We start from the raw sequence: 21643 nt of genomic DNA, 5'->3' as shown, positions 1-21643 counted from the left end.
CAGTGTTTCATGATCCATACTCAATAACCCGCAGGAATCAATATGTCTGAGATTCAAAACAAAGTGGTAATCATCACCGGAGCCAGCAGTGGGTTAGGTGAGGCGACTGCGAGGCGATTGGCTGCTAGTGGAGCCAAACTGATGCTGGCCGCCCGCCGCGAAGATCGGCTGAAAGAACTGGTTGGTGCGATCGCCAAATCAGGAGGGACTGCAACCTACCGAGTGACAGATGTGGCAGATCGCGCACAGGTGGAAGCCTTGGCGAAGGAAGCTTTCAGTACCTATGGCCGTATCGACGTGCTAATCAATAATGCTGGCTTGATGCCCCTTTCTCCCCTCGACCAAGTAAAGGTGGAGGAGTGGGATCAGATGATCGATGTCAACATCAAGGGTGTCCTCTATGGGATTGCTGCCGTCTTGCCGATTATGCGTCAGCAAAAGTCTGGTCACGTCATTAACCTATCATCCGTGGCTGGACATAAGGTGTTTTCGGGGTCAGCAGTTTACTGTGCTACTAAATACGCAGTGCGAGCGATCTCTGAAGGGCTGCGGCTAGAGTCAAACGGTGAAATCCGTTCGACTAATATCTCACCAGGAGCCGTTGCCACTGAGTTAACCAGCACGATTAGCGATCAAGATACAGCAGCGAGAATGAATGAATTTTACACGATCGCCATTGATCCAGATGCTATTGCCCGGGCGATCGCCTATGCCATTGAGCAGCCCGGTGATGTTGATGTGAATGAAATCATCATCCGTCCGACTCGTCAAGAACTTTAGATTTAAGCTTGACACTGTGGTGAAACTTATTCTCAGCTATCCAAAGATTTTGACTTGCTCAAAGTGCATACGGTAACGGTCAATAAAGTTTCACTCATACATCGACCGTTATGTTGTATATCGTATTCAATCAATTTATTCAGGAAATAGAACAAACACCCTTCACACTAAGTAAGTGGGTGAAATTAAATATAAAACCTCACCCTGCTTCCGGCTTCCCTCTCTGTGAGTTCGGAGAGGGATTGAGGGTGAGGTTTGATCTTATATTTAATTACGCCTACCTACTTAATGCCATTTATGCCGCGAAATTCCGAATACTGTAGGCAATAGTGACTAAACAAATTTCTCTCAATGCGCTGTGGGATTCAGCGCTATCTAAGGAGCAAGCATTCGGCTCAGATAGACTCTCTCACCTGCCAGAAGCAGCAAGACGATATCTCGAACACGCCATCGCTCCTGGAACTGCGATCGCATCTGCGGTTCGATTGCAGATGCACGGCGAAATCAAATTGAAGAGTTGGATTCCATTCAAAGCAGAACAGGTCATTTGCTGGGAGCGTGGACTGATTTGGAGTGCTACGGCATGGATGAACGGCTTACCAATTGTGGGATCGGATCGCCTCGTGGACGGTGTAGGTGCTATGCAGTGGAAGCTTTTAGGAATCTTCCCGGTGATGATAGCTTCAGGTTGCGATATTACGCGGTCTGCGGTTGGTCGTCTCCAGGCAGAGTCAACGTGGTTGCCATCTGTGTTCTGTGGTGATGACGTGTCATGGACAAGAATGGATTCATCACATTTACATTCCAGTTTCGTAGTGCAAGACCAGAGAGCGGAACTTGATTTCACCATTGAACAAACGGGTCGGCTCAAGACTGTCAAGCTGCCGCGCTGGGGCAATCCAGAAGGTGCTGAGTTTCATGATGTGGACTTCGGTGCAATCGTAGAGTCAGAGGGTACATTCTGTGGCTACACCATTCCGAACCGTCTGCGGGTTGGATGGTACTTCGGCACTGATCGGTTTGAGTCGGAGGGCGAATTTTTCCGAGCCACAATCGATGATGCAATCTATCGCTAGACTGATAAAACTCAAAGAGTATCTTACGACGTCAGTGTTGGCTAGTTCACTTCAGTCGCTTAGTAGAGAATTTCATAAGTTCATAGCGAATTAAAATTGGCAAAACTCAGCGCACCTCTGCGTCCCTTTGCGTTTAAAAAAGCTACAAATTTCGGAAATGATGTACTTAGTTTAATAAATGCTGTGCAAGTTATAACAGCAACTAAAAACACAACAGCGATGACTCACTACATTTTAAAAGCCTCAAAAGAAACAGTGCATTTAGGTGGTTTCTCCCATCTGCTAGAACCAGCAATCATTATTGACTCTGGCGATACCGTTGACGTAGAAACTTATACTGGTTACTACATTTATGACAAAGCACCACCTGAGTTTGTCACACCAGAATTTCTCGATATCTGCCAAAATCTTCTACCAGAACGCAAAATTGCTGCGGGGCCGCATTTACTTACAGGGCCGATTTATGTGCGCGATGCCGAACCAGGGGATGTTTTAGAAGTACAATTAGATGCGATCGCACCTCGTTTACCTGTGGGCTTCAATGCCATTCGTACAGGTTGGGGAGCTTTACCACATCAGTTTCCTCAACCTGCTTTGAGATTCATTCCTCTAGATTTAGTAAACAATATCGCTGAATTTCCGGCGGGTGCTGGCATAAAAATTCCCCTCAAACCGTTTTTTGGGATTCTTGGTGTCGCTACTCCAGAAACTTCTCGAACTTCTGTCCCACCAGGTTCTTACGGCGGTAATATCGACAATCGGGAATTACAAGCTGGTTCTCGGTTATTTTTGCCAATTTTCGTACCAGGTGCATTATTTTCTATTGGTGATGGGCATTCTGCACAGGGAGATGGTGAAGTAAATGTCACCGCTATTGAAACTTCCATGAACGGTAGAATTACCCTCAAACTTCGCAAGGATTTACAACTGACAACACCAATTGCCGAAACTCCAACTGATATCATTACAATGGGTTTTGCTCAAACCTTAGATGAAGCCTTAGAACTAGCTTTAAAAAATATGATTGATTTTCTGGAACGCTTCGTAAATTTATCACCAGAAGATGCTTATGTATTGTGTAGTTTAGCTGTGAATTTTCATATTACTCAAGTTGTGAATAGTCCCCAAAAAGGTGTGCATGGAATGCTACCAAAATCAATTTTGTCTAAGAAAATTAATTTATAATTTGCAATCTAGCGACCATTTTTTATAGATCGCGCGTAAAACCCCAACCGAAAAGTCGGTGGGGATGTAAGCGCGGTTAAATGATGGGGTTCGATAGCGAGTCTTCGAAGTTATAGTTTATGCTTAAATCTCCTTGGCGGTTGCTATAGCTCAATTAAAAGCTTAAACAAAGCCGAATTAATTATGATAATTCAGCAATTATTAATTTGCAGAATCAGTTAGCTATATCAAATTTATAGGTGGTATTCTTCAGCAACAGTTAATATTATAAACTTGGTAAATTGTGGCTATTTGGACTTAGAGAAGTCCAATAAAAATAACCCCTCATTATACCAGAAAATATTTATGCAAGAGTTCTTTTGTATTAGTGCTTTCCACCAATAAACCTGTCCAATTCTTATTACGCTAAATTGCTTCGCAGCTTGGCGATGTCACGATGCGGGGGAATACCAAATAGTTTTTTATATTCCCGGCTGAAATAAGACGGGTCATCGTAACCGACGCGAAAGCTGGCGCTCGCCACGTCCATGTTTTCGCCGAGCATCAGACGGCGTGCTTCCTGAAGCCGTATTTGTTTCTGGAACTGCAAGGGACTCATTGCCGTAACAGACTTGAAATGAGAGTGAAAGCCTGACACGCTCATGCCGAGTTCGCGGGCTGTATCTTCGATTTTCAACGGCTGATCAATGTTCTCGCGGATTTGCTTAACCACCCTGGAGATGCGCTGCGCGTCGCCTTCGGTAGTGATAAGCTGGCCCAGGCGTGCGCTCTGTTTTCCCTTTAAAAGCCGGTAGATGATCTCGCGGATGATAAGCGGCGCGAGAAACTTCATTTCGTCCGGCGTGTCAAATAGTTTCACCAATTTGACGACCGCTTCCAGCAAATCGGCATCAACCGGGCTGACATCCATCGCCTTGACTCCAGTGCCGCTTTTTTTAGTTTCGATGCCAGATTCAATCATCACCGCAGCAACAAGTGCCGGATCGAGGTCTATCCGAAGATTCAAATAAGGTTTTTCCTCGGACGCTTCGACGACATTACTCATAATCGGCAAATCAAGCGTCGAGATTAAGTAATGACCGGAATCATAGTGAAATAATTCATCGTTCAAAAGCACATCCTTGCTGCCCTGCGCGATGACACAGAAGGCGGGCTTTAATACGGATACCTGGCTCTCGGTCGGTTTCGACGATTGATATATGAAAATGCCCGGAAACACTTCCAAAAGGCTGTTTTCGAGAGCGAGACGAATCATTCTTTCGATCAGATATTCCCGATTGATCTGCATCTTTCGCTTTTCAAATTCTGCTTCTTTTTGGTTCATAAATTCATTTTAAATGCTTTGTTTCTCTTCAGCAGATGACGCGGCGGATTTTTGGAGAATTGTCCGGTTTTTTTCGATAAACGTCCTTACGCTATCCGTTTTCACGCCCGTATAATTGAACTCATAGAGCAAATGGTAGAAACGTTGCTGATAAAAAGCAGATTAATATTTGGAGAAATTTAAGATTAATAGAGCAACAATTTCAATCTGTAAATCTGATAATGAAAAGGAGATAAATTATATGAAACATATATTAATTTTAGGGATGATGACTCTTATGATAAGCGGACAGGCTTACACACAAACAGAACAAAAAGGACAATCAAAACAAACAGCAGAAATGGAACAAATAACACCAAAGGGATATACAACTTTTAAGGTAAGCGACAACGTTACGATGTATAAGGTTACTTTTAAAAACCAATACAAAATGAATGTTGCGGGACATCTATTTATTCCCAAGAATTTAGATCAAAGTAAAAAACATTCGGCGATCATTGTTGGGCATCCTATGGGAGCTGTAAAAGAACAAAGTGCCAACGTGTATGCTGCAAATATGGCTGAACGAGGGTTTGTGACTTTATCTCTTGACTTGTCTTTCTGGGGTGAGAGTCAGGGCGAACCACGCAACGCTGTTGCGCCTGATATTTATTCTGAAGATTTCAGTGCAGCAGTTGACTTTCTTGGGACGCGTCCATTTGTTGACAAAAACCGAATCGGAATAATTGGAGTTTGTGGTAGCGGAAGCTTTGTTATCAGTGCCGCTAAGATTGATCCGCGAATGAAAGCGATCGCAACTGTCAGCATGTATGATATGGGAGCAGCCAGCCGAAATGCACTTAACCATTCGCTGACCCTTGAGCAGAGAAAGAAAATCCAGGAGGAGGCTGCAAAGCAACGTTATGTAGAGTTTACCGATGGTGAAACCAAATACACGGGTGGGACTGTACATAAGTTAGATGAAAACACAGACCCCATCCAGCGTGAGTTTTATGATTTCTACCGTACACCGAGAGGCGAATACACTCCAAAAGGAGGGTCGCCGGAACTCACAACGCACCCGACGTTAAGCAGTAACGTTAAGTTTATGAATTTTTACCCGTTTAATGATATAGAAACGATTTCCCCTCGTCCTATGCTTTTCATCACGGGTGATAAAGCTCACTCAAGAGAGTTTAGTGAGGATGCCTACAAACGTGCAGCCGAACCCAAAGAATTGTATATCATTCCGAACGCAGGACACGTTGATTTATATGACAGAGTTGAGTTAATTCCCTTTGATAAACTCACGTCATTTTTTACCGAACATTTAAAGTAACGTGAGTTTGGGATAAGAACCGAAGAATTATTGAAGAAACCGTCGTTTGAGATCCAACGACGGTTTCTTTTCAAGTAATTTCAACAATAATTGAAACACAACCTAATTCAGCATCCTTATCAATAAATTTCAAATTAACTCAATACTGAAGAACGCTAATGGCTCTCATCAAATTGTCTCAAAATACTTTTTCACATCCTTAGTTTCTCCTTTGGACAAGATAGCCTTGGCGGTAATCACTCTTCTTTAATTTGGAAGCTTGACGTGCAGACCACTGACGCATAGGAGTAACTTTCTCTACATGAAGTAGCTTCTGGCGATAAGTATCATTGCCCGTTAGTTGGGCGCGTGGCATGATGATTGCGATTCCACCGACGGAATGGCTGTGTTTTGGCGATCTGGCTTTGCCCGATTTCGCTTTGCTGCTTCAGGATTTAGCGGCGAAAGTTCATCTGAACCGTTTTCTTAAACAGCTCCGAACGCCGAAGAAAAAGAAGTCGCCTCTAGTCAGACATCCGAAGCATCCTCATGTCTCTACTGCAAAACTTTTATCTGGCGGCTAAATAACATTTAGACAGGTATCCTTGTAAACACTTATAATACTAAAGGAAAATCTCATTAAGCTTCAGCAATATCTTTGTTAAATTATCGCCTAACTTTTCAATAGATTCTTGCTGTTTAGGATCTTTTAAAGTGCCATCGACGTTAAAGGCTTCGTAAGCTTTGGGTACGGCTATCTGGTCGGGTAGTAGCAAAACTTTGATGTTTCCCAAAATAGACCGCAGGTGAACCAACCCCCGCAAACCACCAAGAGCGCCTGGGGAAGCGCTCATAATAGTAGCAACCTTACCTGCAAAAGCAGCCAACGGTGCTTCATTTGGAGATGGACGGGATGCCCAGTCAATGGCGTTTTTTAAAACTGCTGTGATTGAACTATTATATTCCGGCGAAGCAATCAACAATCCTTGATGAGAAATCATCAAATCCTTGAAAGTCCGGGCGTTGGCAGGTAGACCTTCTTGAGCTTCCAAATCTTCATCAAACAGAGGTAGGGGCAAATCGCGGAGGTCTAGATAAGTCACTTCTGCCCCTGCTGCCTTAGCGCCAGCCGCCGCAATTTTTACCAATTTTTTGTTATAAGAATCTATCCGGGTGCTGCCAGCAAAGGCGAGGATTTTAGGTGTAGATGCCATAGTTCTAGGTTGAATGGGAAGGATTTTACAGTTTAGCTGCATTATCCTGTTTTCAGGCGATCGCTATTTGCTACCTTTAGATTTTCTTTACAAACTTTCTCTAAAGATTATGGCGAATTAGTCGAGTTTGACCTTTTACCTTTCATCAAAAGCATCTTCAGTAGGGTTACAGAAACCTGCTTCTGCAAATAAATTCCCTCGTTCGTATTTAATGGAGAATTGCCAGATTCCTGGATGTTCAGTCTCATGCTAACCCCGGACGGCTCACATCGGTCTGCAACAAAAATTGCAACGCGAGGTAAGTTTTCATGCAGATCTCCGGTGCAAGAGCCAACTTACAACAGAAGTTGGAAGTTGAAGTCGCAAGTTATCGCAACGTGCAGCGCTGCAACCAGACGTCAACGATTGGCTAACCCTGGGGTGTTGACACCCGCTAACAAAACCTGTATCTTCAAAGTATATACGTCAGACAAAGTTTTTAAAAGTGTTTCACTCCGAAAATCTAAAGTTCGGGCGTGTAGATCACTAACAAAATATTTGGAGATAGCTATGACCGCAGTTGTTGCTAAATGGGGAAATAGTTTAGCTATTCGGATTCCAAGAGCAGTAGCTGAACAAGCACATATAACTGAAGGGACAGGTATTGATATTACTGTGGAAGGTAACAGTATTATAGTTACACCACGAAAAAGAAAAAAGTATACGCTTGATGAATTGCTTGAAGGTATGACTCCTGATAAATTTCATCCAGAATTTGAAACTGGAAATGCTGTGGGGAATGAGCATTGGTAGTTAATCAATACTTTCCCAAAAGAGGAGATATTATCAAATTAGAATTTGGATCAGAACAGCAGTTTACGGTTGATTCAATTCAGCGTGCATTTGCCCTTTACAACTCAGGAATGTCATTTGATGACATTGCGATGACATTGAACAATGAACTACAACAGCAAGGGCGGGAGCAAAGGGGCTATCGCCCTGTTCTTGTTATATCTCCAATTCAATACAATCGATTAGCTTCCTTAGTTTTAACGTGTCCTATAACCAGCAACGCAAAAGGGCTTAGGTTTGAAGTTCCACTTGTTGAGGGAATGCAAACAAAAGGAGTTGTGTTAGCTGACCAAATTAAAGCATTATCTTGGTCAGCTAGAAGGGCAAAATTTGTTGAAAGTGTTTCACAGGATTTAATAGAAGAAGTACAGGCAAAGCTGGAAACATTGATTTTATAAAACTAATTTTATTTAAATTTAGAAGTGCGATCGCAACTTCATCTGCATTATCCTGTTTTCAAGCGATCGCTATTTGCTACCTTTAGATTTTCTTTAAAGATTATGGCGAATTGGTCAGACTCTTATCTCGGCAAGTTACGACAAGTTGTAGGTGAGCGCCTACTTCTGTTGTTTGGCGCACGCGTGATTATCGAGGATAACTTGGGGCGCGTTTTGTTGCAAAAGCGAAGTGATTTCAAACTTTGGGGGCTACCTGGTGGCTGTCCAGAGGTAGGCGAATCTGCCGAAGAATGTTCAGCACGAGAGGTTTTTGAAGAAACTGGTTTAACGGTTAAGCATTTTGAAGCTGTGGGGTTTTCTTCCAACCCAGCCTTTGAAACTGTAACCTATCCCAATGGCGATCGCGTGCAAAACTTCATTTTGATTTTACGAGCCGTTGAATGGTCAGGTAGTCTCGCTTGCTTAGATGGAGAATCGCTGGCGCTGGAATTTTTTGATTTGACAGACTTACCTGAGCTAATGCCAAATGACTGCCCTGTTTTGGAGAAGTTTCAAGAATACAAGAAAAGCGGCGAATTTCAATTGTTCTAAAGCATTTTTTCCAAGAACTGCTTGGCGCGATCGCACTTAGGATTTTGGAAAAATTCGCCAGGAGTAGTATCTTCTGCTAAACTTCCCTGGTCGAGGAACATAATCCGATTGGCAACAACTCTAGCAAAGCCCATTTCATGGGTAACGATCGCCATTGTCATTCCAGATACCGCTAAAGCTTTCATCACTTCCAGCACATCTTTAACCATTTCTGGATCTAATGCAGAGGTGGGTTCATCAAACAAAATCATCTCTGGTTCCATTGCTAATGCACGAGCGATCGCTACTCGCTGTTTCTGTCCCCCGGAGAGTTTGGACGGATAGACATCTGCTTTTAGCTCTAAACCTACCTTAGCAAGCAATTCTAAGCCTTGTTGTTCTGCTTTCTGCTTGTTTATTCCTTTCACCTTTATGGGTGCGTAGGTGACATTTTGCAGCACACTCATGTGGGGAAACAAATTAAAATGTTGAAATACCATCACCAACTGCTGGCGCACCTTAGCGATGTTTACCTTGGGATTAGTGATTTCTTGTTCGTGAAAGTAGATTCTTCCTCTGGTGGGTTGTTCTAGCAAGTTTATGCATCGCAGAAAGGTAGACTTACCTGAACCAGAAGGGCCTAATATGGCAACCACTTCTCCCTGGTAAAACTCAGTGGAAATATCTTTGAGTACGTCGAGTTTGCCAAAGGATTTAGATAAGAATTCCGTGCGAATTACTACATTACTCACTTTGCCGTAACCTCCTTTCTAAAGCGGATGCACCCAAAGTCATACCCATTACCAAAACATAGTAGATTAACCCTGCAAATAGCAGTGGTTCAAAATAAATATACTTGTTTGCACCAACAATTTGGGCGCTGCGTAATATTTCTACTACCCCAATCGTTGAAACCAGTGCGGAATCTTTGAGCAATCCGATAGTTTCATTTACCAATGCGGGGAGAATGTTCTTCAATGCTTGGGGAAAAATCACATCCCACATCATCAACCAATAGGGAACACCCATAGACATCGCCGCTTCACTTTGCCCTTTATCCACCGCCTGAATCCCACCCCTGATAGTTTCCGACATATAAGCACCAGAATTCAGCGTAAAAGTTAGCACCCCTGCCTCCAATGCTGAAATGTCATAGCCTGTAAGCTGGGGTGTTGCGTAGTAAACCAATGCCAACTGTAATAACAAAGGTGTGCCTCGGAAAACAGAGGTGTAGGCGTTAGCAACCCAGGTAAGCGGCTTGATGCCGATAATTTTTAATAGAGACAATATTGTTCCCCAGATTAACCCCAAGGATACAGATAATAGCGTAAACAACAAAGTTAAAGGAATTCCCCGAAGAATAAAGGGAATATCTGGAAGAATTCTGGTGAAGTCGAGATTCAATCCGCCTTTGGCAGGAGTTGAGGATGCAGGATTAGCGGTAGTATTCTGTGAAAACCACTTCACTACTAATTTAGCCAATGTGCCATCGTCCTTCATTTGTTGAAGGACTTTGCTAAACGGTTCTACAAAAGAAGAACCTTTGGGAAAAGCGATCGCTGATCCACTTGCCTCCTTTGAGGGAATAATATTAAATTCTAAATCTGGGTTAGCTTGGACGAATCCCTTAGCGACAGTATCCTCAACAATTGCTGCGTCAATTCGCCCAGATTTGATTTCCTGAACTACTTCCGGCACTTTGTTGAGTTGCTTTAGCTGAATACCCGCAACTTTTTGAGCAATTTTCTGGGCATTTTGTTCCTGTATCGTTCCTAGTTGTACCCCAACCTTTTTGCCTGATAAGTCTTGGGGCTGCTTCAGGTTGCTACCTTTAGGAGCGACAATTGTATCTTTAGCTTCGTAATAAATAATTGAAAAATCAATATTTTTCTGACGTTCTGGAGTCGGAGTCATCCCAGCCATTACAAAGTCAGCGCGATTTGCTTGCAGTGCAGGAATTAATCCATTAAAATCTGATTCCATTATTTGAAGTTTAAACCCTAATTTTTGAGCAAGGGTTTTGGCAATATCTATATCAAAGCCAACGATTTGGCGATCGCCTCCTTTCGTATCATAAAACTCATAAGGAGGATAATCTGGGGAAGTAATCACCGTCAGCGTGTCTTTGCCTAAAGATGAAGCAGCTTTTAGAGAATTACTATGTCCTGTGATGATGCTGATTCCTACTACTGCTACAACCAGGATTGTTAATAGCCATACTTTCTTTTTTTTCATAATCCAATACAGTTCGGTTAAGTATTTCTTCCTTCTCTTTGTGTCTTTATCTACCAGACCAGAGGCGTTGACGGGGCAGTTCGTTAAAAAAATTGACTTTAATAAAGAGTTTTAGCCTTAACCCAAGCGTATTGCGATCTAACTCCTTTGTCGTTGGCTCTTTTCTCAACTTTCGATCGCCTCGCCGAGCGATATAGTTTAGAGAGAATCAAAACCATTAGCGATGCTTATATGGTAGTTGGTGGCTTACCTATGCACCGCCCAGATCATGCTCAAGCGATCGCTCAAATGGCACTGCATATGAAAACTGCGATCGCTCTATTTAATACTGAGAATAACCAAAACTTCAGCATTCGTATCGGCATCCATAGCGGTACTGTAGTGGCGGGAGTAATTGACCTCAACAACTTTACTTATGATCTCTGGGGAGACACGGCAAACATCTCTAGCTGCATGGAATCCCAAGGTATTGCTGGTAAAATCCAGGTTACAGAAGATACTTATAAGTGTTTGTCTGATGAATTTTCATTTGAAAAGCGGGGCGAAATCGAAGTTCAAGGCATAGGGAAAATGACAACTTATTTGTTGATTGGGCAAAACTGAGAAGCGATCTGACAGGGAGCGTCTCACTTTCGTAAAAAACCTTATAAAACCTCACCCCAACCCTCTGGGATGCTTTGGAGAGGGAGCAAGAATCTTGTTTCTCATCTGGTATATTTGCAAAACAGAGATGCTCCCGATCTGACCTCTCTCCTTATTAGGCTACGGTGTACACATAAGTCAGTCATCGAATTACCCAAAACAAAAACCTCACCCTGTCCTGACGGACATCCCTCTCCTTACTAAGGAGAGGGACAGGTTTTGCACAAGCAAAACCAGGGTGAGGTTTCTTTGGGCTATTCGATAAACTGTAAATTGCGTCAAGAGAGACTTGTGTGTACACGGTAGCCTAAAAGGAGAGATGCTTTGAATCCTACTCCCTACTCCCTACTCCCTAATTAGCATTCGGAATCAGCCGACCGCAGGGATAAGTCGCTGTTTGCTGTGAAGCACTGTCAGCCATTGCTGCTGGAATCTGATCCGATGGTCGGGTTTTGGCTGCTAGATAATCTTTTTGCAGCTTATCCAAAATGGCTTCTCGCCTGTCGTACACACGCTTCAGGGGACGAGGCTGGCACTTATTCAACACGTATGCTGTCACCAGTGGTAGAGCGATGGTGCTATCGGTATAACAAACAATTGTGTTAGCTAACTCTTCCGGGTCAATCTTACCCCAGCTGACGGCTTCCGATGGGGTTGCTCCAGACAAACCGCCTGTATCTGGACGCGCATCCGTAAACTGCACAAAGTAATCGTGTCCTCGTTCTTCTAGCCCCAATACTTCGTGAAGTTGCGGTTGAGTTTGTAGCAAAAAGTTCTTAGGACTACCGCCACCGAGAATTACAGCCGCACTTTTACCTCCTGATTCACGGGCATTATATGCGATCGCAGCCGTCTCATTTACGTCAATTGATGGATCTATCACCAACTGCGAACCTTCCAAAGCTAAAGCCGCCACGTTCATCCCAATTGAACTATCTCCTGGAGAAGACGTATATATAGGCACTCCATACTCATAAGCTGTCGCCAGCAAGCAGGAATGCTGCACACCCAATTGCTTTTCTACTTCCCGAACATACTTACCCAATAAATAGTGAAACTCAGCCGTTCCCATGCGCTTCTGAAACGCTTCCCCTTGCAGAATCTTGCGGATGAAGGCATCAGTTTCTAGCAGCACATCGTAACCAAAGATAATGTCATAAATGCGAATAGTGCCTTCCTGGCGCAGTTTCACATCATCCAAAAACGGATTACCAGCAAAGAGTTCAAAACCCAAACCGTAGTGCATATCGTGGTAAAGATTTGCACCAGTGCTAATCATCCAGTCAATAAAGCCGTTGCGAATTAAGGGTGCAAGCGCTGAAACTCCGAATCCTGCTGGTGTCATCGCACCGGAAAGGCTAACTCCCACCGTGACACCTTCCTTTAGCACATCGCGGCTTAGAAGTTGGCAGATTTCCCGCAACCGCGCTGAGTTATAAGCGGTGAAGTATTGATCAATCAAATCCACCACATTGATATCATTTGATATAGGTGTCGGTGCAATTTTTTGACCCAGCTGTTTAGACATTTTGGCACTCCCGAACTAGTAAACACGCCGAATCTAATGGTATCTAGCTTTCAACCAAAGTGACAGCAATTTATAGCTGTTTTCATTTATTTGAACCACATCTGTCGTCAGGGCACAGCAATGCTGTGTCCCTACTGCGTGGTTTATTTACCTGAAAATAGCTGTAACTAGCTGTTTTGATCAAAAAACAGCACAACGGCTGAGATTAAATCGTGTCACCTACCTCAACGCCTACAAATGAGTTTCCGAAAATATTAAGTTTAATGGAAGATTTAATAGATCGAGATAGGTGTACGCTACCTAGATGGGAATGCGTCAACAGAGGACTCAACCAATGGGATATGTAATTGCTACTGCAAATATGAAAGGTGGCGTTGGTAAAACCACCCTCACCGTCAACTTAGCTACCTGTTTAGCTAAAAATCATGGCAAGCGGGTGCTTGTTCTTGATTTAGACACCCAAATTAGCGCCACACTAAGTTTAATGTCGCCTTTAGATTTTGCCAAGCGTCGTAAAGAAAGCAAGACATTTAGGTATCTAATAGACGAAGTTATCAATCCAGACCCACAAGCAAAACTAACAATTAAAGATATCATTCAATCGCCGGTTTGTAATCTTCCAGGACTGGATTTATTACCAGGAGATATCGACTTGTATGATGAATTTGTTGTGTCAGAAATGCTGCATAAACAAGCAACTGCTTTGGGTGAACAGGACTTTGAAATGATTTGGAATCGCTTTGAAAGAGTCTTGATTAATAACATCTTAAAACCAGTACGTCAAGAATATGATTTTATTCTTCTCGATTGTGCACCGGGCTATAATCTATTGACTCGTAGCGCTTTAGCTGCCAGCGATTACTACATACTTCCTGCTAAACCAGAACCTTTATCTATAGTGGGTATTCAACTATTAGAAAGACGGATTGCAAAATTAAAAGACAGTCACGGACATGAAAGCAAGATAGATATAAAAATGCTGGGAATTGTATTTAGTATGTCCAGCGCTAACCTTCTCACTGGCAGATACTATAAACAAGTGATGCACCGCGTTGTTGAAGATTTTGGTGTAGAAAAAATTTGTAAAGTACAAATACCAGTTGATGTCAATGTTGCTAAGGCTGTTGATAGTTTTATGCCAGCTGTTTTAATTGCTTCCCAATCAGCTGGTTCAAAAGCGTTCTTTCAGTTAACTCAGGAGTTGTTGCAAAAGCTATAGCAAAGCTAAACCAGTCAGAAATAACACGATTTCCGACTTATTAAATAAGTCGGAAATCTTAAGCTTTCGATTTTCCCAAATCAATTAAGGTTGCTATTTTTGAGCTTTTTGACATAAATAAATTTAGGGGCTTAATATCATGTCCGCTTGATTACTTATTAAACCCGAAGAACCCCACCTAAAATCTAGATGTTTTTATAGTATTTTTAGGTGGGGACTGCGCGAAACATTTATTGTTCAATTTGTAACTTTTGTACCACTTCCTAACGTAGTATTTTCGCTACCTGAAACCCAGTAACTTCCAGAACTATGAGAAATTAACTTGGTTTGTTGTGTAGCAGTGTTGGGTAAACCTCGCCCAGAATCTCCCTTAGTAACTTCTTGCCACCAAGGAGATTTCATGCTGGTAGTCGGACGAATTAGGGGTTGTCCATTCGTCACTTCGTATAGCAATGATTGCAAAATCATACTGTTGGTGCTGCTGGTGAAACCAATTGCTGTTTTACCTGTGGTTTCATAGAAGCCCTCATAAAATCCCACTAATGGATTATATAAATCAGTCGTTGCTTGCAGTAACTCTTGAGTGTACTTATTTTCTGGAAGCAAGGCATGATAGGCAAAAGCGACTGCTGTACTTACCAATCGCCCCTTTGGTATTAGTTTACCATCGTCTCCTAAAGCCACCCAAGACTCACCGTGCCCAGTAATTGTACTGTGAACAGTGTAAGGTTTACGATCAATCAAAGTGGTAGCTGAAGCTGTGAGGATGTTAGTGTGACGGTAACGTTCAGCTTGCGCCTGGAAAATTGGTTCAAAGAGCGATCGCATTTGTGGATCTAGTCCAAACTCCAGTGCATAGAGTAAGAAAGGATTGCTAACTGTGTATTGGTTAACTTTGGACTTAGTATCTGTGCGATGGCGTTGGGTTGGTACTTTCACTCCCTCTACTGAGGCAGTTTGATATTCACCGCCAACAGCAGAATGCTCAACATTAAATCCCCATAATTGAAAAGCCCGAGCTGCATATTCCTCATAACCTAAGCGGGTTTCAGGATTGACGCGGGTATGAACTCCCCCATCTTGTTCTTTGGTAGTTGTGGCACTGGAGAGAATACCTTCACGCACCACACGCAAGTATGACCAATCCAGCACAATTTTATCGACGGCAGCCGTGTATTCTGGATGACAGGTTTTTAAGTTGTAAAGCGCTGCCAGCATTCTACCTAAATCTAAAGCTGACCAACCGTTTCCTTGTGGGGCTGGATTTCCACCATAATCTATTGGTTGGAGCGATCGCGTATCATAACTCCGACTCGGCAATTCACCAGCAAACAAAGGTAACTTTGTCAAGGCTGCTAAAAGATGTCGGGTGCGCCCGTCAAATTCTTTCGGGGTAATTATATTGAGCGATCGCGCTGCATGGAGTGCTGCCAGATAATCTCCCAATCCCCAGAAAGTTGCACCTTTGAAATCACTGCGATCGTCTATCAGCCCACTCTTAGAATGATAATTTGCTTGAAAGTATCCCCAAGCCGCACCTGCATAGCGCCGTTCAATAATCGTTAGCGATCGATCTAGTTTCAGGTTAGATGATGATTCAGGATTAGCCACTGGTGGAATAGGTGCAACGGTCACTTCTATGACTTTAGTAGAAGTGTCCGCAGGGGTTGCGATCGCAGGTGTAACAGTAGAATTTGCAGGGGTTGCAGAAGAAGCATTCTCAGTGGGCTTACCAGTAGACACACTCGCAGAAGTCGAAGCAATTAAAGGGTGATTTCCCCTAGCTTTGTAGTATAAAATCTCCAAAATTAACCCATTAGTATTACCTGTCAAAGCTTTGTTGGGTTGTTTTGATTCTTCATAAATACCAGCATAGTAACCACTATCATCAGGACTGCGGAGATCCTTGACTGCATCAAAAACTTTTTGGGCATAGGCATTATCTGGAAAAAGGTAACGCCAACCAAAAGCAGCTTTTGTACTGATGCTGCGAAACTGTGGGTAAGGTTGATTAGCATCGGTGATTGTTGCCCAGGTTGCACCGTTGGCATAGACGGTGTTGTAAAGAAAATAAGGCGCTTGGTCAATATTATCTTCTGTAACGGCAGTCAACTGCCCTGTGGTATCAAAACGCCGTTTTTGCACATCTAAAACCCTTGCAGCAAAATCAGCTAACTCACCTTGCAAACCAAATTCAATTCCATCAAGGATATAAGACTCACTAACAACATAATTATTAGCATTGGTGGTTTTAAAGTCACGGGTATCAACGGGAATTTGCACACCGTTAATTTCAACTAACTTAAACGGTTCCAGGGAAATAGCTTTGGGTGCAGAGAAACCCCAAAGTCCATAACCTCTAGCGCCGTATTCTTCGTAGCCAAGTCGTCCTTCTTGCACCAGTAACGTTTTGTTATCTGGGAGAACAGTCGCGCCAAAAAGTTCTCCATCTTTGAGCGATCGCGCTACTTGCCACTTTGCGACAATTCCTTTGAGCCACTCATTATATTGAGGATGACAGGTGCGGATGACATCAAACGCCGCTAGTATTCGCCCGACATCCAAAGCAGACCAACCAATACCCCGTTCAAGTGGATTATTACCATAATCAACCATCTTTGCGGTGGCTGCATTATAGACTTTATTGGGTAAGGTATCTTCAAATAACTTCAAGCTGTTGAGAGTCGTCAAAAACTTATTCAGGCGAACATCAAAGTCTGCTTGGTCGGTAAGATTTAACCATCGTGCAGCATTCAATGCCATCAGGTAATTACCCATATCCCAGAGTGTACCCGAAGGATAACCTCCGGTAGAGTTAGTAAATCCCGTTGTTGGCTGATAATTTTTGACAAAATACTGCCAAGCAGCACGAGCGTAAGTTTGTTCCTCTGGTGTGAGCGGGGCTGTAATATTGCTACAGCTATTGGATTGGGATAAAACTGGTGTCGGGATGTAGAACAACAATTGCAGAAATGTTCCAATTAGGAACAATGCAATCCATCTCAACAGCTTTTGTTGAGGGGGTTTATATATCATATTGCAAAGAAAGAGTTAGGAGCGTTATAGCCAGTCTGTACAGTTATAATTCATAAATCCATTTGTATCGAATGAGTAAAGTAGCGCTAGTTATGATATTCGGAAAAATTCTGGACATCAGGGTGAATTATACGGAAATTTTCTATACTGTTTCCTTAAACGGGGTCTGTATACGGAAGAAGTTTGTATTTTGCCCAAAAAGAGATTTTATGGAGAAACTTTCTATATATTTATGACGAATTGGGTAAATAAACGGACAATTTTTGGTATATTTTCGATATTTAAGAAAAGTTATACGTATATAGTCGGTGCAGACCGACTTTGCCCTGATAACACCGATTTCAACTGGACTTGCCTAAAGATTTGTCAGTCAACCAAGCTCAGGGGTGTTATATATTTACCCTAGATAAAGTGATGGCACGTAATGCACAAGCAAAAAGACTCTCTTAGGCAGCAGTTAGAATCAGCTCGTTCCAAAATTCTTAATTCCTACCTTACAACAATTGAAGATAGTTTTCGAGAAAACCGTTCCCAACTCAAACTCATCAATTATGGTACAGGTTCAGGAAAAACTCATCAATTGTTTCAAGCAATATATAAAACGATTGAAGATCATCCAAATATTCAAATAATAGGCATATATGTTGCCCCATTGAGAGAACATTTATGTGTTCCAACTCCAGTTGCAAGCCAATACCCAGATATTCCCGTCTATAAACTAAATTCATTAGAAATGAAAACGGCGGATGAATTTATCAAAAAATACAAAGAATGGATACCTTCAATCCTAAATAACACAAACTTCTGGAAGATCGATTCAAAAGTATATCCTCATGAAAAGGTTCAGGAAAGTCGTCAAAAACTTGAGAAAATAAAAGATGTAATAAATCGCCTTGAATTTGTAAAAAAGACAGATTTTGGGGATGATAAATTTAATGATTCTGAGGAGAAGAAAGCAAAACGTGAACTGAATAATTTATTTGAAAGTTTTTTAGAATTCCTCATTAAATGTAAATTGGATCAAGGAAGTTGGCCAAATGAATGTTTAAAGTTGATTGAAATATTTTTCCCCCTGCATCTTCTGCGAGAGAAATCTGGTATTGTGATGCTAACTTATGATAAATTTGAAACGTCTATTCCATATTTTAAGCATAATGAGAAAACATGGGTAAAGAAAAGCAGCCATCTTGATAAATACGTTATTCAGGAAACAAACAACTCCGTAAAGTTTATCCTTGCCTTTGATGAGCAGGAAGATGGCTATCAAATTATGTTAGATAAGAAGATTGATATCATCTCCCCTCAAATGCTGGCAATCAATAATGCACTCTCATCTATCAATAGGGAATTTTCTATTCTCTTTTCAACCCAAAACAATGAAAACAGAGAATTCCTAAATTTTATTGAGAAAAATAAGGGAGCTTTACACGAATTTAAAGAACACTTTGAAAAAGGCAAACCTCTTGAAGTAAAACTGCAAAAGTATGCAGACATATATCAAAAGCTTATTTCTGATGAAGGGAACTCTATCAATTTTTTGGAACAAGTAATAACGATTAAAAAAGGGCTTGAGAACTCACTGAAAGAAATTGTTGGGATTTTTGATGATTATGATAAAGAGAATCCCATTGTATTGGATTTTGAAATCTTATCCAGAGTTTTTTCCAAATTCCAGAATAATAGAAGTTTGTTGATTCCTCAGAAGCTTTACAACCAAATCAGTGATGAGTTGATGAATATTTTCTCATATAATAATCTATACATCTACAACATCGAACCTCTGAAAAAATTATTTTTAACCAGACCTTCCGGTGGGCACGTTCGTATCACTGAGGAAAAAGTTTCAAATAATACCTCTGTAGCAGAATTGATTTATGCAATTCTGGCTGTTCGATCGCAAATCAAACCCATCAAAGATTTTCTGGCTAATGTTCTGAATGCTGAGGATTCTCAATCCCGTTCTTTAGATATTTGGTCGAAACAGATAGCCAGAGTTCAAAAAGCGAGTGAAGAAAGCATATCGCAAAATCAACTGCTCAAATACTTAAACCGTGCCTATGTCTATGAAAGCTATAAGTCTATCATAAATATTAAAGAAATTTCTCGTTATCAAAATTCAAAAAATGATCTGATTGCTGACCAACTTAGAGAAGTTTCTATTGGTAGTACTGCTATATTAACTTCGCCTGAAGAGAAGATAAATTCCATGCTAGCTAATAACGGCAATGTGATTTTTATTATTTCAGCAACCGGGGGAATTCTTGGGGATTTAAGCACAAGTTATGATATGCGTTATTTAGAAGATAATTTGCGTAATGAATCTGGTCAAAGTTCCTTTAAGGCAATGGTTGAAGAAGAAATCTTGCTTTGTGAAGAAATCAGAGATCAGCGTGAGGCAAAGCGACAGATTACAGTAAATTTTTTCAACGAGAATTTATCATCTTTCCCAAATAACAAAACTCAAGAAGTTGCAGAACGATTTGAAAAAAATATTTTAAAAGATTTTATCGATGATTGTAAGAATGATAGTACTTGGTTGGGTAGTTACAAAATACAAGAACTAAACAATTTTATTCGTTTCTTGTTTTACCTTTTTGAAGATGATTCAGTTCAAGAAACCATTGCTTTTACACAAACCCTACGTTGGATTAAAAAATTGATGAACTTTTGGGATAAAGTTCATAATACTAATTTTGTATTTGAGAAATCACCAAACCATCCAAACATATATTATGTTAATGTGAAGCCTCAAAAAGATCAGAGTAATATTCGGATTAAAATCATTTTATATGAGGCATCATTCAATAGTATTTACTACGATAAAACAACCCAACAAACATATTTGGATGAGCTTGTTGAAGAAGAAGGGCAGAAAATTTTCTTTATATCGGCTTATCAGTCAGCTTCCAAAGGATTAAATCCTATCATAAGGAACCATAACGGTGATGAAAAAGATTTCGACTCTTTGGTTTTGTTAATGGATAGTTATTATACAGTAATGAAACCGTCACTTAAGAAGTCAATAGATTATGAAAAATCTACTACACTTTACCATTTTGCATTGATGAAAAGTATTGTAAATTTGGGTGAATCTAATATTGAAATCTTTGATTTCAACAAATACCTGAGCCAACCGGAAGCTGGAGCATTTCGAGAGCAGCAACACCAAATTTTATTAGGCAAAGAAGTTTTGCAAGCTATCGGTAGAGCTGAGAGACGTGATTTTCCAAACCAAGTGGTAAAGATTTTTGTTAATCAAGAAACCCGAAAAAATTTAGTGAATTTTTACAGATACCTGGAGCGCGAAGAGTCCAATGAAATTCGTAAACTTTCCGTTAACAACCACAAAGTTTACTTAAGTGTTCAAGAGGAAGAGAAGAAACGAGCGATTAATGATTATGATGAGCATGTCTATCATGAGACTAATGCTTCTCTGCATTTCCAAACTTTTAGAGAAAAAATGTTAGATGAGATTGATAATTTTCACCAAGATAAAAACGCCTTTGCCATCACAAAAATGTGGGATGCTTTACGCGATCCAGTTGTTTTTAAAGAGCCAGACAGGTATCTGAAAAAGTTACGAGAGTTAAAACTATTTTCTGATGATTTTATTGAGTCATTATTTTATCACAACCCGGAACAACCTGAGTTTACCCCATATTTAGCTTCAGAGGAGGAAGACGGCAAAAAGTTCCAGATTATCAGCGATAGCATCAATGGTGAAAAAATCTATCCTTACCAGAAGCGGTTATATCCTGAATATCTAAAAACAAATGCCCAAGGCTATGACTTGGAAGGCAATGAAATTGGATCGCTAGATCCTTCGACTGATTTAATCTACAAATTATACAACAAGTTGATTCCACAACCAGAAGTTTTTAATACTTATATTCCGCGTCCACATTTCTTTTACGATGTGTTGTATCCATCGCTAACTGAAAATTTTACAGAACGCTGGATTAAAGATGTAGTTTTCAAAGGCAAAGAGTGGAAAGCCATAAAAATCATTTATGGTTTTGAGCAATTGCTAGATTTCAAAAAATATAACAAGCTGTATGAGCGGTTTGATTTGTACTATATCAAAGACAATACGCTATTTTGTATTGATGTTAAAGCATGAAGTGTAGCTTCGGGAAATCGCCTTTCAAACAAAACGCTGAAAAAAAGCCAAAAGAAGCTAAATGACATTGTTTTAGACTATCCAAAATTTAGCGCCGTGAGAGGGTTACTTCTAAATTTGCACGCAACCCAAGAAAAAAGTCACCAATACTCACCAACATTATTTTCTGGAAATTTGATTTACTTTGA

18 protein-coding genes are annotated in these 21643 nt (G+C 41.1%); 11 read left to right on the top strand and 7 right to left on the bottom strand.

Features of this window, described 5'->3' with window-relative positions:
* Window positions 1-42: 42 nt before the first annotated feature.
* The 3 genes from V7K31_RS29640 (at window position 43) to V7K31_RS29630 (ending at window position 3041) form a co-directional block, all read left to right on the top strand.
* Complete coding sequence (locus V7K31_RS29640; protein WP_335099739.1) at window positions 43-780, top strand: SDR family oxidoreductase; 738 nt, start codon at window positions 43-45, stop codon at window positions 778-780.
* A gap of 329 nt (window positions 781-1109) precedes the next feature.
* Window positions 1110-1856, top strand: a complete 747-nt coding sequence (locus V7K31_RS29635; protein WP_335099736.1) for a DUF6920 family protein — start codon at window positions 1110-1112, stop codon at window positions 1854-1856.
* A 219-nt stretch (window positions 1857-2075) separates the two neighbouring features.
* The gene (locus tag V7K31_RS29630) at window positions 2076-3041 is read left to right on the top strand and encodes an acetamidase/formamidase family protein (protein ID WP_335099765.1); all 966 of its coding nucleotides are present in this window, start codon (window positions 2076-2078) and stop codon (window positions 3039-3041) included.
* A 400-nt stretch (window positions 3042-3441) separates the two neighbouring features.
* Here the strand turns inward: V7K31_RS29630 and V7K31_RS29625 are convergent, their stop codons facing one another.
* On the bottom strand, window positions 3442-4365 hold the full coding sequence (locus tag V7K31_RS29625) for an AraC family transcriptional regulator (RefSeq protein ID WP_335099734.1): 924 nt from the start codon (window positions 4363-4365) through the stop codon (window positions 3442-3444).
* 241 nt (window positions 4366-4606) lie between these two features.
* On the opposite strand from V7K31_RS29625, the gene V7K31_RS29620 reads away from it, so the two are divergent.
* Window positions 4607-5683, top strand: coding sequence for an alpha/beta hydrolase (locus V7K31_RS29620; RefSeq protein WP_335099732.1), 1077 nt, complete (start codon window positions 4607-4609; stop codon window positions 5681-5683).
* A 199-nt stretch (window positions 5684-5882) separates the two neighbouring features.
* Here V7K31_RS29620 and V7K31_RS29615 read toward each other — a convergent pair whose 3' ends face one another.
* Complete coding sequence (locus V7K31_RS29615) at window positions 5883-6038, bottom strand: hypothetical protein (protein WP_335099730.1); 156 nt, start codon at window positions 6036-6038, stop codon at window positions 5883-5885.
* Here V7K31_RS29615 and V7K31_RS29610 point away from each other — a divergent pair.
* Window positions 6037-6246 (top strand): hypothetical protein, encoded by a 210-nt coding sequence (locus V7K31_RS29610; protein WP_335099727.1) that lies wholly within the window; start codon window positions 6037-6039, stop codon window positions 6244-6246. The genes V7K31_RS29615 and V7K31_RS29610 overlap by 2 nt on opposite strands.
* 39 nt (window positions 6247-6285) lie before the next feature.
* Here V7K31_RS29610 and V7K31_RS29605 read toward each other — a convergent pair whose 3' ends face one another.
* Window positions 6286-6876, bottom strand: a complete 591-nt coding sequence (locus V7K31_RS29605; RefSeq protein ID WP_335099724.1) for an NADPH-dependent FMN reductase — start codon at window positions 6874-6876, stop codon at window positions 6286-6288.
* Window positions 6877-7425: 549 nt separating this feature from the next.
* Between V7K31_RS29605 and V7K31_RS29600 the strand changes: the two genes are divergently transcribed.
* Genes V7K31_RS29600 through V7K31_RS29590 form a run of 3 tightly spaced genes read left to right on the top strand, consistent with a single transcriptional unit; the run spans window position 7426 to window position 8696 of the window.
* Complete coding sequence (locus V7K31_RS29600; RefSeq protein WP_196522516.1) at window positions 7426-7668, top strand: AbrB/MazE/SpoVT family DNA-binding domain-containing protein; 243 nt, start codon at window positions 7426-7428, stop codon at window positions 7666-7668.
* Window positions 7662-8105, top strand: coding sequence for a type II toxin-antitoxin system PemK/MazF family toxin (locus V7K31_RS29595; RefSeq protein WP_335099718.1), 444 nt, complete (start codon window positions 7662-7664; stop codon window positions 8103-8105). Before V7K31_RS29600 ends, V7K31_RS29595 begins: the two co-directional genes overlap by 7 nt.
* A 24-nt stretch (window positions 8106-8129) precedes the next feature.
* Window positions 8130-8696 (top strand): NUDIX hydrolase, encoded by a 567-nt coding sequence (locus V7K31_RS29590; protein ID WP_335099716.1) that lies wholly within the window; start codon window positions 8130-8132, stop codon window positions 8694-8696.
* On the opposite strand, the gene V7K31_RS29585 is transcribed toward V7K31_RS29590, so the two are convergent.
* Window positions 8693-9427, bottom strand: a complete 735-nt coding sequence (locus V7K31_RS29585) for an amino acid ABC transporter ATP-binding protein (protein ID WP_335099714.1) — start codon at window positions 9425-9427, stop codon at window positions 8693-8695. The genes V7K31_RS29590 and V7K31_RS29585 overlap by 4 nt on opposite strands.
* Window positions 9420-10910, bottom strand: a complete 1491-nt coding sequence (locus V7K31_RS29580) for an ABC transporter permease subunit (protein WP_335099712.1) — start codon at window positions 10908-10910, stop codon at window positions 9420-9422. Before V7K31_RS29580 ends, V7K31_RS29585 begins: the two co-directional genes overlap by 8 nt.
* Before the next feature lie 147 nt (window positions 10911-11057).
* Between V7K31_RS29580 and V7K31_RS29575 the strand changes: the two genes are divergently transcribed.
* Window positions 11058-11513 carry an adenylate/guanylate cyclase domain-containing protein gene (locus V7K31_RS29575; RefSeq protein WP_335099710.1) on the top strand — a complete coding sequence of 152 codons (456 nt, stop codon included), beginning with the start codon at window positions 11058-11060 and terminating at the stop codon, window positions 11511-11513.
* A 391-nt stretch (window positions 11514-11904) separates the two neighbouring features.
* On the opposite strand, the gene V7K31_RS29570 is transcribed toward V7K31_RS29575, so the two are convergent.
* Window positions 11905-13080, bottom strand: coding sequence for a homospermidine biosynthesis protein (locus V7K31_RS29570; RefSeq protein ID WP_335099708.1), 1176 nt, complete (start codon window positions 13078-13080; stop codon window positions 11905-11907).
* A 334-nt stretch (window positions 13081-13414) separates the two neighbouring features.
* On the opposite strand from V7K31_RS29570, the gene V7K31_RS29565 reads away from it, so the two are divergent.
* Window positions 13415-14299, top strand: a complete 885-nt coding sequence (locus V7K31_RS29565) for a ParA family protein (RefSeq protein ID WP_335099706.1) — start codon at window positions 13415-13417, stop codon at window positions 14297-14299.
* Between the two features lie 237 nt (window positions 14300-14536).
* Here the strand turns inward: V7K31_RS29565 and V7K31_RS29560 are convergent, their stop codons facing one another.
* A complete protein-coding gene (locus V7K31_RS29560; RefSeq protein WP_335099704.1) occupies window positions 14537-17335 on the bottom strand; it encodes a DUF3131 domain-containing protein in 2799 nt (932 codons plus the stop codon).
* A 424-nt stretch (window positions 17336-17759) separates the two neighbouring features.
* Here V7K31_RS29560 and V7K31_RS29555 point away from each other — a divergent pair, with 424 nt between their 5' ends.
* Window positions 17760-21455 (top strand): hypothetical protein, encoded by a 3696-nt coding sequence (locus V7K31_RS29555; protein ID WP_335099702.1) that lies wholly within the window; start codon window positions 17760-17762, stop codon window positions 21453-21455.
* Window positions 21456-21643: the final 188 nt, after the last annotated feature.

Origin of the sequence: Nostoc sp. (genome assembly GCF_036917675.1) — a bacterium.
In the GTDB taxonomy this organism is placed as follows: domain Bacteria; phylum Cyanobacteriota; class Cyanobacteriia; order Cyanobacteriales; family Nostocaceae; genus Nostoc.
This window is presented reverse-complemented; position numbering and strand designations above follow the sequence as displayed.

Coding starts and splice junctions, on each gene's coding strand:
- V7K31_RS29640 (WP_335099739.1), top strand. CDS start 43: ATGTCTGAGATTCAAAACAAAGTGGTAATCATCACCGGAGCCAGCAGT.
- V7K31_RS29630 (WP_335099765.1), top strand. CDS start 2,076: ATGACTCACTACATTTTAAAAGCCTCAAAAGAAACAGTGCATTTAGGT.
- V7K31_RS29625 (WP_335099734.1), bottom strand. CDS start 4,365: ATGAACCAAAAAGAAGCAGAATTTGAAAAGCGAAAGATGCAGATCAAT.
- V7K31_RS29620 (WP_335099732.1), top strand. CDS start 4,607: ATGAAACATATATTAATTTTAGGGATGATGACTCTTATGATAAGCGGA.
- V7K31_RS29610 (WP_335099727.1), top strand. CDS start 6,037: ATGATGATTGCGATTCCACCGACGGAATGGCTGTGTTTTGGCGATCTG.
- V7K31_RS29615 (WP_335099730.1), bottom strand. CDS start 6,038: ATGCCACGCGCCCAACTAACGGGCAATGATACTTATCGCCAGAAGCTA.
- V7K31_RS29605 (WP_335099724.1), bottom strand. CDS start 6,876: ATGGCATCTACACCTAAAATCCTCGCCTTTGCTGGCAGCACCCGGATA.
- V7K31_RS29600 (WP_196522516.1), top strand. CDS start 7,426: ATGACCGCAGTTGTTGCTAAATGGGGAAATAGTTTAGCTATTCGGATT.
- V7K31_RS29580 (WP_335099712.1), bottom strand. CDS start 10,910: ATGAAAAAAAAGAAAGTATGGCTATTAACAATCCTGGTTGTAGCAGTA.
- V7K31_RS29570 (WP_335099708.1), bottom strand. CDS start 13,080: ATGTCTAAACAGCTGGGTCAAAAAATTGCACCGACACCTATATCAAAT.
- V7K31_RS29565 (WP_335099706.1), top strand. CDS start 13,415: ATGGGATATGTAATTGCTACTGCAAATATGAAAGGTGGCGTTGGTAAA.
- V7K31_RS29560 (WP_335099704.1), bottom strand. CDS start 17,335: ATGATATATAAACCCCCTCAACAAAAGCTGTTGAGATGGATTGCATTG.
- V7K31_RS29555 (WP_335099702.1), top strand. CDS start 17,760: ATGCACAAGCAAAAAGACTCTCTTAGGCAGCAGTTAGAATCAGCTCGT.